Origin of the sequence: Campylobacter sp. BCW_6461 (genome assembly GCF_001762735.1) — a bacterium.
Classification (GTDB): domain Bacteria; phylum Campylobacterota; class Campylobacteria; order Campylobacterales; family Campylobacteraceae; genus Campylobacter_D; species Campylobacter_D jejuni.
Window position 1 is genome coordinate 64,897 of record NZ_MJXJ01000020.1, and the last position, 16,184, is coordinate 81,080.

At 31.3% G+C, this 16,184-nt stretch carries 15 protein-coding genes; all 15 read right to left on the minus strand.

The window, feature by feature from the left end; all coding sequences use genetic code 11:
- Nucleotides 1-7 precede the first annotated feature (7 nt).
- The gene (gene ccsA / locus AJ882_RS03405; RefSeq protein WP_002888253.1) at nt 8-3,253 is read right to left on the minus strand and encodes a cytochrome c biogenesis protein; all 3,246 of its coding nucleotides are present in this window, start codon (nt 3,251-3,253) and stop codon (nt 8-10) included.
- Between the two features lie 17 nt (nt 3,254-3,270).
- Entirely contained in the window at nt 3,271-3,966 is a 696-nt protein-coding gene (locus tag AJ882_RS03410) for an ABC transporter ATP-binding protein (RefSeq protein WP_002852965.1), read from the minus strand.
- A complete protein-coding gene (locus tag AJ882_RS03415; RefSeq protein WP_002853599.1) occupies nt 3,953-4,723 on the minus strand; it encodes an ABC transporter ATP-binding protein in 771 nt (256 codons plus the stop codon). Before AJ882_RS03415 ends, AJ882_RS03410 begins: the two co-directional genes overlap by 14 nt.
- A complete protein-coding gene (locus AJ882_RS03420) occupies nt 4,720-5,772 on the minus strand; it encodes a branched-chain amino acid ABC transporter permease (RefSeq protein ID WP_002853049.1) in 1,053 nt (350 codons plus the stop codon). The genes AJ882_RS03415 and AJ882_RS03420 overlap by 4 nt, the downstream gene beginning before the upstream one ends.
- Nucleotides 5,772-6,668, minus strand: coding sequence for a branched-chain amino acid ABC transporter permease (locus tag AJ882_RS03425; RefSeq protein WP_002852952.1), 897 nt, complete (start codon nt 6,666-6,668; stop codon nt 5,772-5,774). The genes AJ882_RS03420 and AJ882_RS03425 overlap by 1 nt, the downstream gene beginning before the upstream one ends.
- 18 nt (nt 6,669-6,686) lie before the next feature.
- Entirely contained in the window at nt 6,687-7,796 is a 1,110-nt protein-coding gene (locus AJ882_RS03430; RefSeq protein ID WP_002888256.1) for an ABC transporter substrate-binding protein, read from the minus strand.
- Between the two features lie 21 nt (nt 7,797-7,817).
- A complete protein-coding gene (locus AJ882_RS03435) occupies nt 7,818-8,933 on the minus strand; it encodes an ABC transporter substrate-binding protein (protein ID WP_014517259.1) in 1,116 nt (371 codons plus the stop codon).
- A gap of 30 nt (nt 8,934-8,963) precedes the next feature.
- Nucleotides 8,964-9,398, minus strand: coding sequence for a c-type cytochrome (locus tag AJ882_RS03440; RefSeq protein ID WP_002853050.1), 435 nt, complete (start codon nt 9,396-9,398; stop codon nt 8,964-8,966).
- 8 nt (nt 9,399-9,406) lie between these two features.
- On the minus strand, nt 9,407-9,598 hold the full coding sequence (locus AJ882_RS03445; protein WP_002853004.1) for a mini-MOMP protein: 192 nt from the start codon (nt 9,596-9,598) through the stop codon (nt 9,407-9,409).
- Between the two features lie 52 nt (nt 9,599-9,650).
- Nucleotides 9,651-10,157 (minus strand): YqhA family protein, encoded by a 507-nt coding sequence (locus AJ882_RS03450; RefSeq protein ID WP_002852919.1) that lies wholly within the window; start codon nt 10,155-10,157, stop codon nt 9,651-9,653.
- Nucleotides 10,158-10,165: 8 nt separating this feature from the next.
- Complete coding sequence (locus AJ882_RS03455; RefSeq protein WP_002859182.1) at nt 10,166-11,197, minus strand: aspartate-semialdehyde dehydrogenase; 1,032 nt, start codon at nt 11,195-11,197, stop codon at nt 10,166-10,168.
- Entirely contained in the window at nt 11,197-12,498 is a 1,302-nt protein-coding gene (gene flgR, locus AJ882_RS03460; protein WP_002867162.1) for a fla regulon two-component system response regulator, read from the minus strand. Before flgR ends, AJ882_RS03455 begins: the two co-directional genes overlap by 1 nt.
- A gap of 56 nt (nt 12,499-12,554) precedes the next feature.
- Nucleotides 12,555-13,004: a flagellar assembly protein FlgQ gene (flgQ, locus tag AJ882_RS03465; protein ID WP_002852929.1), complete on the minus strand. Its 450-nt coding sequence runs from the start codon at nt 13,002-13,004 to the stop codon at nt 12,555-12,557.
- A complete protein-coding gene (gene flgP, locus AJ882_RS03470; RefSeq protein ID WP_002859181.1) occupies nt 12,980-13,495 on the minus strand; it encodes a flagellar assembly lipoprotein FlgP in 516 nt (171 codons plus the stop codon). Before flgP ends, flgQ begins: the two co-directional genes overlap by 25 nt.
- A gap of 66 nt (nt 13,496-13,561) precedes the next feature.
- Entirely contained in the window at nt 13,562-16,150 is a 2,589-nt protein-coding gene (gyrA, locus tag AJ882_RS03475; RefSeq protein WP_011049870.1) for a DNA topoisomerase (ATP-hydrolyzing) subunit A, read from the minus strand.
- Nucleotides 16,151-16,184: the final 34 nt, after the last annotated feature.

Genomic DNA, 16,184 nt, shown 5'->3' on the forward strand with positions numbered 1-16,184 from the left:
GGTTCATTTAAAGTTTGCCCACAAAATTTCGCTTCCTTCTTGCAAAAAAAGCTAAAACCACCATCAATGCAAATCCCCAATAAACATAATTAGGAATTTGAGCCGCTTCGCCTGCAGCGTAAGAATGAAGTCCTGTTAAAAAGTAATTTACTCCAAAATAAGTCATAATAATAACCCAATAAGCAAACATACTCCATAAAGCAAACACAAATTGATTACAATATTTTGGAATCATTCTAAGATGCAAAATTGCTGCATAAACCAAAATGCTAACTAAAGCCCAAGTTTCCTTAGAATCCCAACTCCAATATCTCCCCCAACTTTCATTTGCCCAAATTGCTCCTAAAAAATTTCCTACAGTAAGCAAACAAAGTCCAAAAATCATTGCCATTTCATTAATTCTTGTAGCCTCTGTAATATTTCTCAAAATATTAAGATTATATTTTCCATCTTTCTTAAGAAAACACATCAAGAACAATGTAAAGATACCAAGTAAGGCACAAAGTCCTAAAAATCCATAACTAGCAGTAATAACAGATACATGAATACTAAGCCAATAAGAATTAAGCACAGGAACAAGATTTGTAATTTGCGGATTCATTTCACTTAAATGCGCAACCATTAATACAACACCAGATAAAATAGAAGTTAATGACAAGGCTATAGGACTTTTTCTGGAGAAAAATATACCCGACAAAGACAATGCCCAAGCTATATACACCATACTTTCATAGCCATTACTCCATGGAGCATGACCTGATAAATAAGCACGAAGTCCAAGACCTACTGTATGAATTACAAAAGCTAAAACATTTAAAACATATACCACTTTAAATATAAAAGAGATTTTTAAATTCGGTACGACCATTTTAGAAAAAACAAGAATCAAGAGTAAAAAACCCGCAATTAAATATACAGGAGCGAGTTTAACGAAAATTTCAGCCTTATTAGAAAAAATTTCCATTTCAACCTTGGTTTTACTAGGCATGACTTTATATCCTATTTTTTCTTGATATTCTTTGATAAATTTCAAGCCTTCATCAGCTCTAATCCAATTACCATCTTTAAAAGCATTTTCCACGGCACTAAAATAATTCTGTATTAAAGCCAAAACAATATGCCCTTCATCCCCCTTAAGAGTAGTTACAGCAGAAAAAGGTGCAAGCCAAACATTATTTGGATTATTTTGAACAGGAATAAATTTAAATAATTCACCACTAAAAACTAAATTTACAACATTAGCTCTTTCATCTAGTTTTATAATTTCCTTATCAAAAACTCCTCTTGCATTTGGGTTTTTACGATTTGCATTTTCAACATATTTTTGAAGTTTATATCGGTTATTCTCATCAAAGAAATCTTTATAAGAAATATATTTAGCACTAGGAATTTCTAAAATATTTGCAATAGCATCACGAACTGCTTGATTTTGTGGCATTAAAATAAAAGGTTCCATTTGCCATTTATCTACATCAACGAGCATGGAAAGCATAACAGCGTTAGAATTTTGACCCTTATAGCTATCACTTTGATGAATTTTTTCTAAAATTTCTCTTGATAGCGTATCAAAAGGCACCATTCTTCCATCTGCTGATTTTTGAACTATTAAAGTGGCAAGAGCTTTAGCATGATTAGTATTTACCACAGGTAAGGTCGAATTTAAATCTTGAGCAAAAGTCTTTTCAGAACCAAAAGATAACAATAAAATAAAAATAATCACACTTGTATGTTTTAAAGTGTCTTTATTAATTAATCTTGCCAAAGTTCTAAATCTAGAATGTGGATTTAAAAAATTCATAAACATTCCAAGACAAAGCAGAAAATAACCTATATAAGTTGGTATTTTGCCCGGATCTTTATTTACAGATAAAACAGTCCCTTTTTCATCTTGATCATAAGAACTTTGATAAAATCTATAGCCATCATAATCTAAAACATTATTCATAAAAATTCTATAATCAAAATTTTCATTATTATTTTTTACGGTAATTTCACTTGCATAAGAAGCTGGAGACATAGAACCTGGATAACGATCTAATACAAAATCTCTTAAATAAATATCAAAAGGCAATTGTTCATAAGAAAGTGCCCAAGAAATAAAGAATTTTTGATCTGCAAGTTCTATCATAATAGGTTTATTATATTCAAAAATATAAAATTCTTTATTTTCATTTTTATAGCTTAATTCTAATTTCAAAGCATTAGAGCCAGTTAATTCTAAGTTTTTATTCTCATTGCTTAAGGCAAAATCTTTAAAATGCAATAATAAAGAATTTTTCCAATTTTGAGGCTCGCCAAAAGTAGAAATCAACATAGTTCTACCCACTTCTAACCAAGCAGATTTAAACCATAACCAAAAACTTTCATCTTGAGGTCTATTGGAACCTTCTAAAGCTTCTTGCGCGTGCAAAGAAGCAGCTTTAACTACAAAGCTGATATCATTAATTTCATAGAGTCTTCTTTCCTTAGCATTTGCCTTTTCTCCAATTTTAAGGTCTAAATTTTGTCCATCTAGCATACTTAGAAAATGTAAGTTTTCACTTGAACTTAAAGTTAAATTTTCATCAATTTTTACAAAAGGTGCTTTAACATTATCATTCATAAAAGCAAAGTTAACCCCTTCTATATTCTTAACTTCACCTTTTTCAAATTTAACATCAACACCTTGAGATCCTTTTTGAGAAAGCATCAAAACCAATAAAGGATCAGAATTATTATTTTCTTTATAAGTATAATGAGCATTTAAGATTAAATCTTTATATTTTAATACAGCTTGATCATCACCTAAATTAAGTTTTAGTTTAAAAGAATTAGCAAAAGGCAAATTTCCTATATAACGATCATTAACCGCACTATAGCGTTCTCCATCTTTTATAGCAGAAATACGCAAAGAAGTCTTAGAACTTTCTATAAGTGAATTTTGAGTATGCTCTCTAATAGGTAAAATACCTTCAAAACCAGCATATCTTGTCATTGCAGAACCCACTAAAATAAATAAAAAAGAAATATGAAAAATCATTAAAGGTAATTTTTTAAGCCCAAACATTTTATAACGAAACATCCCGCATAGTAAATTAATACCAAGTAAAAGTTGTATATATTCAAACCAAAAAGTATCATAAACCATTGCCCAAGCCGTAGGAGTTCCATAAGCACTTTCAATAAAAGTTGCCAAAGCACAAAAAAGCGCAAAAAGCAAAAACAATACAACCGAAACTCTTAAATCCCCTATGCTTTTTATTATATTTTTCATTCTTTTTCCTTTAAATTTTAAAGCCCTAAATATTTCTTTCTAATCTCATCATCACCTATTAAATTTTTAGCCTCGTTTTCCATTACAATGCGACCATTTTCCAAAACATAAGCATAATCACTTATTTTTAATGCAGAATAAGCATTTTGCTCTACCAAAAGAATAGTTATACCCTCTTCTTTTAAACGCACAATAATATCAAAAACTTCACCCACAATCTTTGGAGCAAGTCCCAAAGAAGGCTCATCCAACATCAAAAGTTTTGGTTCACTCATTAAAGCCCTTGAAATCGCAAGCATTTGCGCTTCCCCTCCACTCAATGTTCCAGCTAAAGCATGCTTTTTACTTGCAAGTCTTGGAAAAAGTTTATACATTTGCTCTCTTAAATGCTCATAATTTTCAGCATTATTAAAAGCACCTATTTTTAAATTTTCCTCTACGCTTAAATTAATAAAAACACGCCTTCCTTCAGGAACTAAAGCTATACCTTTTTGAACTAAAGTATGAGTTAAATGCCTTTTAGTATCATAACCTAAGAAATTAACCTCACCAGTTCTTTTAACTGAGTTTAAAAGCGCATTTAAAGTTGAAGTTTTACCTGCTCCATTTGAACCTATAAGAGAAACAATATGACCTGTTTCCACTTTAAAATCAATCCCTTTAACAGCTTCAATTAATCCATAATAAACATGCAAATCTTTAACTATTAGCATCAAAATCCCCTAAATACGCAGCAATTACTTCTTTATGATTTACAGCATCGCAAAGTTTACCTTCAAAAATTGTTTTTCCATAATCAAGTACCAATACGCGATCACACAATTTATTTACAAATTTCATATCATGTTCTATAAGCAAAACGCTAATTTTATAATCTTTTCGTAATTTAAAAATGAGCTCAGCAAGTTCATCACTCTCAGAGCTATTCATCCCAGCGGCTGGCTCATCAAGCAATAATAATCTTGGTTGAGTAGCCATTGCTCTTGCAATCTCAACTTTTCTTTGTTGTCCATAACTCAAGCTAGTAGCCTTTTCATAGGCAAATTCTGCAATACCAAGTTCTTCTAATATTGCATAAGCCTTCTCTTTAAATACTTGTTCTATTTTTCCAAAACGCCCTAAATGCAAAAAGGCTTCAAAAATATTATATTTCATTTGTTTATTAAAACCAATAAGAACATTTTCAAGCACATTCATGCTTGAAAAAAGCCTAATATTTTGAAATGTTCTAGCTATTCCTAAATGCACAATCTTATGAGGTTTTAAGTGATCAATTCTTTCTCCTAGAAATTCAACCGAACCTGAACTAGGTTTATAGTTACCTGTTATAATATTAAAAAGAGTTGTTTTGCCAGCCCCATTAGGTCCAATTAAAGCAAAAATTTCACCCTCATTGATTTTAAAAGAAGTTTCATTAATAGCCTTAACACTACCAAAACTTTTTGAAATTTGTTTTAATTCCAAAATCATTTTTTGCTCCTTTTAAAACGCTTTTTAATCCCTCTAATCACATCACTCAACTCATAATAACCCATTATGCCTTTTCTTGCAAAAAGCATTACTAAAATCAGAACAATAGAAAAAACAACCATTCTAAGCCCTGGCGTTGATTGGATATCAAGATTTAAAGAATCTATTTTTATATTTAACTCATCTAAAAATCTAAGCCACTCACTTCCACCAATAACCAATATCGCACCTATAATAGCACCTGTAGTAGAACCAAGTCCACCTAAAACAATAATAATCAAAAGCTGAAAAGTAAGTAAAAAATCAAATTGAGTTGGAGATACGGTAGTCAACAGACAAGCTAAAAGTCCGCCACCTACACCTTCTAAAAATGCTGAAGTGCTAAAAGCTAAAGTTTTTATCCAAAAAGTATTTATTCCCATAGCGCTTGCAGCATCTTCATCATCTCTTATAGCCTTCATTGCACGACCATATTTAGAATAAACTATATTTAAAATTAAAATAACCGCTACAATAGCAATACCACCTGTCCAATAGATCGTGGAAAATTGTGGAATATCTACCAGCCCTCTTGAGCCATTAGTAATAGAAGGAAAATTAATAGCAGCTATTTTAATAATTATTCCAAAGCCTAAAGTTACAATAGCCAAATAATCCCCTCTCACGCGAAATACAGCAAAAGCCAAAATCAGGGCAAGTAAAGATGAACAAATTCCAGCCACAATTAAAGCTAGAATAAAGGAATTTGAATGGATAGCTAAAATAAAAGAACTAGGACCATCTAAAAAAAACTGATCATTTTTTGCATCAGCACTTAAAAGAACTAAAGCAGCCGCATAAGCACCAATCGCAACAAATCCATTGGGTTCTAGTGAAAATTGTCCAGTTACACCATTAATAAGATTGTAACTCACAGCCAAAATAATAAAAATAGCAATTTGATTAACAATGTTTAATCCATAATCCCCAAAAATATAAGGAGAAATGAAAATAAAAATAATTGAAGCAATTAAAAAGATTAAATGTGAAACCTTAATTCTAACCATCATTAAAACCTACTCTTTTCAAAATTTATACCTAAAATTCCCGTAGGCCTAAATAACAATATAAACACCAAAAAAATAAAAGCAAATGCATCTTTAAAGCCTGATAAATCTGGAAAAAAAGCCACAACAACAACTTCAGTAAATCCTATAATAAGTCCACCCAAAACTGCACCTACTACAGAACCTATACCTCCTAAAACTGCAGCAGCAAAAGCTTTTAAACCTATTAAAGTTCCCATAGTAGGTTCAACAGAGTAATAATTTGCAGCCCAAAAAACACCCCCAACTGCTGCCAAAGCTGAACCTAGGGCAAAAACTATAGCAATAATACGATTTGCATCTATACCCATTAAATTTACTGTTTGTATATCAAATGCCAAAGCACGAATAGCTATACCATATTTGCTTTTATACAAAATCCATAACACTGCTATTAAAATAACAAATGTAAGAGCAGGAACCATTAAAGAACCATAAGTTGTTATCACTCCACCAAAATTAACACTTTCCTCAAAATAACTTGGTGGTGTAAAAGTTCTAGGTGTTGAAGTAAAAAGCATATTAAAAAGATTTTGCAAGAAAAAACTAATACCGATTGCTGTAATCAACAATGAAATTCTAGGAGCCTGTCTTAAAGGTTTATAAGCGATTCTATCTGTAGCTATTCCAACACAAGCAGCAAAAATCATTGCTAAAGACAAAGCTCCTAGAAAAGGAACATTTAGATTAGTCATGCAAAAAAGAGCCGCATAAGCACCAACCATCATAATATCGCCGTGAGCAAAATTAATAAGTCTTAACACGCCATAAACCATAGTATAGCCAACAGCAATAAGGGCATACATACTGCCCAAACTAAGTCCATTAACAAGTTGTTGTAAAAATAAAGTAGAATCCATAATCTTTCTATTTTTCCTTTAAGGATTGATAATATCTTTATAATTTTGCTTCTGATTTTTAATTTCTTTAACCACTACAGAACGAGTTGCATTTCCTGTTTGATCAATACTGATAACACCAGAAACACCTTGATAATTTTTAGTTTGGTGAATTTTTTCATTGACACACTTACTAGTAAGATTTTCAACGCAAGCATTCATAGCATTTAGCATTACAAAATACGCATCAGCACCCATAGCCGAAAAATTTGGAACTTCTTTTGTTCCTTTAGCTTTTTCATAAACACTGATAAATTCTTTGCTTAATTTTGTAGTTGGATTATTAGCATCAAAACTATCTGTGAAAATATACCCCTCGCTTGCATCTCCAGCTAAACTAATAAAAGTTTGATCAGCAACTCCATCTGCAGAACCCATAGGAATATTTAAACCTGCGAGTTTTGATTGTCTTGCAAATAAAGAAGCTTCGCTATAATAAAGCGGTAAAAAAATAAATTCTGGATTTAAACTTTTAACTTGAGCTACAATAGCTCTAAAATCTTTATCACCTGAATTAACTCTTAAAATTCTAAGAATTTGACCACCATTAGACTTGTACTGTTTTTCAAAAGCTTTTGCTAAACCTAAGGAATAGTCAGTGCTTTGATCTACTACAATAACAGCACTTTTGTAATTAAGTTTTGAAAAAACATATTTTGCTAAAGATGAACCTTGAAAACTGTCCATAAAACATACTCGAGAAGAATATATTTTTTTATCAAGTAATCTATCACCAGTTGCAGCAGGAGCGATCAATGGAATTTTATTATCTTCTGCTACGCGCATAACTTGCAATGTATTAGCAGTAACCATTTCCCCTATAAGGCCTATAACTTTATCTTGAGAAACTAAACGATTTGCTCCACTCGAAGATTCTAATTTATCACCTTTAGTATCAATAATAGTAAGAGAAACCTTATCTCCATTACTTAAAGCTGATTGCATTGAATTTGCAAGTTTAATCCCTTCTAGTGCACTTTGTCCATATGCTGCAGTAGCTCCGCTAAGCGGTAAAACAACTCCTATTTTGACTTCCGCAGCACTTAAACTTAAACTTAGAATACTTGCTAAAATTAAACTTTTTTTCATTCTCTACCTTTATTTTAGTAATTATGGATTTATAATTGTTTTATAATTTTGTTTTTGATTTTGAATTTCTTTAATCACAACAGAACGAATGGCATTACCGCTTTCATCTATGCTAATCACACCACCAACAGCTTGAAAATCTTTAGTTTGATGAATTTTACTATTAATACATTCGCTGCTAAGATTACCAACGCAAGCATTCATAGCATTTAACATTACAAAATACGCATCAGCCCCCATAGCCGAAAATGCTGGAAGTTCTTTTGTTCCTTTAACTTTCTCATAAGCTGCAACAAAATCTTTTCCTAATTGTGTAGATGGATTGTTATAATCAAAACTATCAGTGAAAATTACTCCATTAACAGCACTTCCGCCAAGATCTATAAAAGTTTGATTATTAACACCATCTCCTGCTGCTAAAAGTTTATCAAAACCAACTTGTCTTGCTTGTCTCGCAATTAAAGCAGCTTCAGGATGATAAATAGGCATATAAACAAAATCAGGATTTAAACTCTTAAGTTGAGAAACTACAGCTCTAAAATCTTTATCTCCTGAATTAATAACAAGTTTTTTTATAATTTTCCCACCATTATTCTTAAAAGAATTTTCAAAAGCTCTTGCCAAACCTAAAGAATAAACATTGCTTTGATCTATGATGATAACAGCATTTTTAAGTCCTAAATCCTTAGATACATAAGTAGCAAATTTATCTCCTTGAAAACTATCTTTAAAACAAACTCTACTTGCATATTTCTTTTTATCTAGCAATTTATCTCCAGATGCCACTGGAGCTATTAGGGGAATTTTTTTCTCTTCTGCTATAGAAATAGCTTGAATGGTATTTGGAGTTGTAGCTTCACCAATAATCCCAAGGACTTTATCTGTTGCTATTAAACGATTAACTCCATTTGAAGTTTCAAGCTTATCTCCTTTTGTATCTATTGTGATAAGTTTAATAACATCTCCATTTGAAAGTTTTGGCTGTAGCTTATTAGCCAGTTCAATTCCGTTAAAAACATCTTGCCCATAAGCTGCCACAGTTCCAGTTAAAGGTAAAACTACTCCTATATTAATATCCTTAGCATATAAGCAATTTACCATAGTTAAAACACTTAAAGTTAAAGTTAGTTTTTTCATAGTATTCCTTTTAATTATAGTTTTTACATTTTATTTTAGAAATATATTATGTTTTGTTTTTTGCGCAGGTTCTTCTTCAAGAAGATCTTTTACTTGCAAATCAAGCGCAAAATTTCCACCTTTAATATAAGCAATAATATTATCTATATCCTCGTGGCTTAAATTTCTAGCATAAAAAGCCATTTGAGAAGCTGTTGTAGAACTGCTACTATCAAGAGTATAACCTATCAAAGCTCCTTTAATATCCTCAGGAGACATATCTTTTAAAATTCTAGATCCTATAACACTCTTTTCAGCATTATCTCCATGGCAAGTATTGCATTTATTTTGAAAATACAAAGCCTTCGCTTTTTCCATATCATATTGCTTATTTGCATCAAAGGTATAAGTAAAAAATGATTTCAAGTTAATACCAAAAAGCGCAACAACAAATATTGAACTAATAAACAACCAGCGTGCAATCATGATTTTCCTTATTTTATTGTAATTTCTGTTTGTGTTTTATTTTGATATCTATGTGTTTTTTTGTTGTATTTTTTTTCTTTTTTAATATCATAGCGATAACGAACAGTCCCTGAAACTTCTATATCTTTAAAGACTTCATCTAACGGAGCTGCAAAAACAAAATGATTTAAAATCATACCAATTAAAAATATTTTTTTCATTTTTATTCTTTAAACACAAAAAAACGATTATATCAAAAAAAGATAATCCTTGTTAATGACCACCTTTGTGTAAAAAATAAAGTCCTACACAAAGAGCTAAAATCGATCCAGCAAGAAAAGCCATATCCACAGGAGTAGCAAATTTCATCTGTAAAACCCTTTGAAAGAAATTTACCACTAAGACCATAATGATAACTTTTGCAAGCTTGTCTTTTAATTGATCTAAGCTATGCACCTCTAAAACCTTGCTTTGTTTTGTTTGTTTAAATTCTTCTATTTCGCTGATAAAAAGCTCATAAACTCCAAAAGAAAAAATAAACAAAACTAAAGCCATAAGATAAAGATCAACAGCTCCTATAATTAAAGCCACCACATCCTCATGCAAATCCACATTAGAACCTGCATCAAAAAAATAATTATAAGTATAAAATATAACTTTTAAAACATCATAACTTGCAATAAAAAACAATACAAAAGCTCCAATTAAACCAAAAATTACGGGTAAAATTGTAACAATACGACTTCTAACAAGTAAAGATTCAAATATTTTCTCTAACATTTTTTTCCTTATTTATTTTTTAATTCTAACCATTTTTGCGCAATACGCACAGCATTTGTTGCAGCACCTACACGAATTTGATCCGCCACACACCAAAGATGGAGTATTTTTTTATCATACACATCAGCACGAATTCTTCCTACATAAGTTTCATTAGTATCGCTAGTCATTAAGGGCATAGGGTATTTTTTATTTTTAGGATCATCTATGACAATAACACTTGGTGCTTTTTCTAAAATTTCTTTAGCTTTTTTTACATCTATTTCTTTTTCAAAATGCATAGTAATGGCTTCGCTATGACTTCTTAAAACAGGCACTCTTACACAAGTTGCCGAAACTTCTAAATTTTTATGTAAAATTTTTTGAGTTTCATTGACCATTTTAAGTTCTTCTTTAGTGTAATCATTATCCATAAAAACATCAATTTGTGGAATAAGATTAAGTGCCAAAGTATAAGGAAAAGTTTGAGGTTCAAATTCATCAAGTTTAAAAGCAAAAAAACTTTGCATGGCTTCAACCAATTCTTGCATTCCTTCTTTTCCTGCTCCACTTGCAGCCTGATAGGTACTTACATCAACACGCTTTAAATTAAATGCATCATTTAAAGGTTTTAAAACTTGCACCATTTGTATAGTAGAACAATTTGGATTAGCAATAATCCCTGTTTTTTTCCAATCTTTAATATCCTCAGGATTGCATTCAGGAACCACCAAAGGAACATCTTTTTCCATTCTAAAATGACTTGTATTATCAATTACAATAGCACCTGATTCTACTGCAAATTTAGCATATTTTTCACTCACACTTCCACCTGCGCTAAAAAAAGCAATATCAATAGGATTTTCTTTAAATACATTTTCGGTAAGTTCTTTGACTTTATAAGCTTTGCCTTTAAATTCTACTTCACTACCTACACTTTTTGCACTTGCTAAAGGTAAAATACTTTCCACTGGGAAATCAAGTTCATCTAAAACATTTAAAAGCTCTTCCCCAACCGCACCAGTAGCACCCACAATGGCTATTTTTTGTTTTTTTGACATTACTTATCCTTTATTTGATATTTTTTAATTTTTTCATTTAAAATTTTTATATCCATACCTAAAATTTGAGAAGCTTGATCCTTGTCATAATCTACACTTAAAAGAACTTCACAAATCAATTCTTTTTCTAAATTCTTTACATCTTTTTTTATACTTCTAGCTTCTAAGAACAAATCTTCACTTGAAATTTCATCATTTTCACTTAAAATACAAGCTCTTTGTACAACGGATATTAATTCTCTAATATTACCAGGAAAATCATATTCAAGTAAAGCATTTTTAGCTTCTTGACTGAGCTGTTTTTCCTTAAAATCATATTCTTTACAAGTATCTTCTAAAACCTTTTGAGCTATACCTAAAATTTCTTCTTTACGCTCTCTTAAAGGCGGGATATTAATAGGAACAGTGTTTAAACGATAATATAAATCTGAACGAAATTCGCCATTTTTTATTTTTTCATCCAAATTTGCATTAGTTGCACTGATAATTCTTACATCTATTTTGATGCTTTTTGTACTTCCAAGTCGCGTAATTTCTTTTTCTTGCAAAGCTCTTAAAAGTTTGGCTTGAATTTCATAAGGCATTTCGCCAATTTCATCTAAAAATAAAGTGCCCTCATTAGCCATTTCAAAAAGCCCTATTTTAGTTGCATTAGCATCAGTAAAAGCACCTTTTTCAAAACCAAAAAGCTCACTTTCAATCAAATTTGCAGGAATGGCTGCCATATTAATAGCAACAAAAGGCTTATTAGAGCGTTTAGAATGAGTGTGAATATAACGAGAAAATACCTCTTTTCCTACTCCACTCTCTCCAAAAAACATTACAGAGGCATCAGTTTTAGCCGCTTTTTGACTTAAATTTAATGTTTTTTCTAAATTAGGAGAAGTTGAAAAAAAATCTTTATTTTCTTCTTTTTTTTCATTTTTTTTGCTTTTTTTATCGGCTGTTTTTTCTCTTATGATTTTAGCACGCTTAATAGCCTCGACTAAAGTATCAACATCAAAAGGCTTGGTTAAAAAATCTTTTACTCCCAAACGAACCGCTTCTATAGCACGGCTTAAAGTAGCATTTCCTGTCATAATAATAAAATCATATTTATTTTCACAGGCTTTAACAAATTCTATACCATCAATTCCTGGCATATTAATATCTGTAATAATCAAATCTGTATTCTCATCTATTTTTTTTAAAGCTTCAGTAGCAGATTTATAAGATTTAATATTAAATTCTTCATACTCTGCTAATGCAATTTCTAAGGATTTGCGCATATTAATATCATCTTCTACTATGACTAAATTCATCCTAAGCCTTTTAAAAAATTTCTACTATAGTATCCAATTTGCGCTTAATTTTGAATTTACTTTTTTTTAAGATAATAAATTATCGCATTTTGTTCGCCAAATTCCACGGTAAAACGCAAGGGTAAAATTTTAACATAAGTTTCACTTTGAGCACGTAATAAGTCAGTATTAACAATATCCTTAACACTGATTCTAGCCCCTATAAAGCAATCGCTTAACTCATCTTTATGAGAATTTAAAAAATTAAATTTAATTGTTTTTGGCATATTATCATCAATCAATCCTAAAGAAGTTCGAGGTAAAACTTTTAAATCTTGATCACTATAAGAAATTTCACATACCCATTGTTCTTCAACATTTTCGCTTTGCGTCATTGCTAAGGATAAATTTTGATTTTGATGAAAGAGAATGAAATTTTTACTAGAAAGCTCTGCCCAAAAAATAAATTCATCTTGGGCAAAAAGCTTAAAGCTAAGAAAGATTAATAAGCAAACAATTCTTTCCACTTGTCTGCATCGATTTTAAGTTCTAAGTTTACCCTATAAAGCCCTTGATTAAAATTCTGATCAATAATACTTGCATTTTTTATCAAACCATTTACTTGCGCAGTAATAGTTGAACTTCTAAGCATTGCATCTTTTACGGTGTCTTTACCATTCACTTTCACACCATAAAGCTTACTTGCAAGCTGTCTGTAAGCATCTGTAATCGCTGCTCTTTTTGCTAAAGCTAGGGCTTGAGCAGTAGAAACTGTATTCATCGGAGCAATCCCTTCACCAACTGCTGTAAAACTAAGTTCCGTTTCGCTAGCATCTGGAGCCAACATTTTTTCTTCTCTGATAATATCACGCACATCATCTTTATCGACTTTTTGCACGATAACATCTTGAGATGGGGCAGTGCTATTTGCACTTGAATTTTTAGTTGCACTGTTTGCACTTGATACACAACCAGCGAAAATTCCTGCTATTGCTAGCATAAAATAAATTTTTTTCATTTTTACACCTTCAAAATATTGTAATTAGTAAAATAAAAAGCAATAAGCGTTCCAACTTTAAACTTATTACAAATCTAAACCAAAGTTTTCATCGCTTAACTCATCCTCATCATTTTCCTCTTTAGGACACTTAGCGATGCTAACCACCTCGTCATTTTCCACATTAACTACAATGACACCACTCGTATTACGCCCTGCTTTTCTAATGCTTTGCATATCAACACGTATCATCTTGCCTGAACTTGTAAGAGCCATCAAATCCATAGTTTCATCTACTATAACTACGCTAATAAGATCTTTGGTTTTTTCTGTAAGTTTCATACAAATTACACCCTTACCACCTCTACTTTGTAATCTATATTCTCCAGCATTTGTGCGTTTTCCTATACCTTTTGCACTTATGCTTAAAATTTCTTGCTCATCATTTTCTATAACAACTGCACCTACTAATTCGTCATTTTTCTCTTTAAACTTAATAGCCGTCACCCCACGACTTACACGGCCGATTTCACGCACTTTAGCAAGTGGGAATTTGATACACATACCTTTTTTGGTTACTGCAAAGAGCATTTTACCTTGTGTGCTTACACTTTCTTCATTTTCAAGATTTTCATCATCTAAATTTTCAATTTCTTGATTTTCTAAATTTTCTTCACCACCAGTGGCAAAAATTTCATCTTCATCTCTTTGAACAATAATAGCAGTTACCAACTCATCATTTTCATCCAAGTTGATCGCTCTAACTCCTACACTTCTGATATTTTGATATTCACTCAAATTTGTACGCTTTACAATACCATTTTTAGTAAAGAAACATAAAGATTTACTCTCATCAAAATCCGTGGTTGGAATAATAGCCATGATTTTTTCTTCAGCTTGTAAATTAATAAGATTTACCACTGCTTTTCCTTTGGCCGTTCTTGAGCCTTCAGGAATTTTATAAACTTTAAGCCAATAAAGCTGTCCACGATCTGTTACAAACATAAGTGTATCATGTGTATTTGCCGTAAAGAAACTTTCTATAAAATCATCATCATAAGTCGTAACGGCTAATTTTCCTTTTCCGCCTCGTTTTTGCTTTTCATATTGTTTACTAGGCACACGCTTAATATAACCACGATGCGTAATAGTTACAACCATATTTTCATTAGGAATCAAATCTTCAATATCAATATCATCATAATCATCTTCAATTTGAGTAATACGTGGCACATCAAATTTACTTCTAATTTCTTTTAATTCATCGCGAATTAAATTTTCAAGCAAGGTTTCACTTTTTAAAATTTCTTCAAGTCTTGCAATTTCTTTCATTAATTCTGCAAGTTCATTTTCGATTTTTTCTCTTTCAAGTCCTGTTAAACGACCAAGTTTCATATCTAAAATAGCATTCGCTTGAAGCTCACTAAGACCAAATTTAGCTACCAAAGAATCTCTTGCGGTATTATTATCAGAACTATTTTTAATTAAAGCAATCACTTCATCTATATTATCAAGTGCAATTTTAAGACCTTCTAAAATATGAGCTCTTGCTCTTGCCTTTTGAAGTTCAAAAATCGTTCTTCTAATAATAACTGTTTTTCTATGGGTTAAGAAAAGATTTAAAAGTTCTAACAAAGAGAAAATTTTAGGTTCTTTATTGTGAATTGCCAACATAATCACACCAAAAGTACTTTCCATAGTAGTAGATTTAAATAGATTGTTTAAAACAATTTCACTCATAGCCTCACGTTTAAGCTCTATAACAACGCGGATTCCTTCTTTATTGCTCTCATCTCTTACTTCAGATATTCCTTCAATTTGCTTTTCTTTAACAAGCTCTGCAATCTGCTCTATAAGCCTAGCTTTATTGGTTTGATAAGGAAGCTCATCTATAACAATAACATCTTTATTTGTCTTTTTTTCAATATGAGTTTTAGCGCGCACTTTCACGCGACCACGCCCTGTGCGATAAGCTTCTATAATACCTTTTTTACCATAAATTATTCCACCTGTTGGAAAATCTGGACCTTTGATAAACTGCATAATCTCTTCTAAGCTTACATCTTTACTATCAAGCAAATATAAAAGTCCATCTATCAACTCATTTAAACTATGAGGTGGGATGTTTGTCGCCATACCTACAGCTATACCACTTGAACCATTTAATAATAAATTTGGAACCCTAGAAGGTAAGACATCAGGTTCACTTTCTGAACCATCATAATTTGGAACAAAATCGACCGTATCTTTATCTATATCTTTTAAAAGCTCATGAGAAAGTTTACTCATTTTTGCTTCAGTATAACGCATCGCAGCAGCGCTATCACCATCTATAGATCCAAAGTTGCCTTGTCCTGTAATACTTGGATATCTCATAGAAAAATCTTGAGCCATTCTAACCAAAGCATCATAAACTGCTGTATCTCCATGTGGATGATAACGACCTATAACAGCACCCACTATACGGGCTGATTTGACAAAATCTGTTCTACTTTTTGCCTCATCATTTTGCATAGCATATAAAATTCTTCTATGAACAGGCTTTAAACCATCTCTTGCGTCAGGCAAAGCACGACCTATAATAACACTCATAGAATAGTCTAAGTAACTACCTTTTATAGAATTTTCTATATCTACAAGTTCAATATCAGAATCTTTGCTAAAAATATTCTCCATAAAAATCCTTCTATTAGTTCAAAGTTTTGATTAT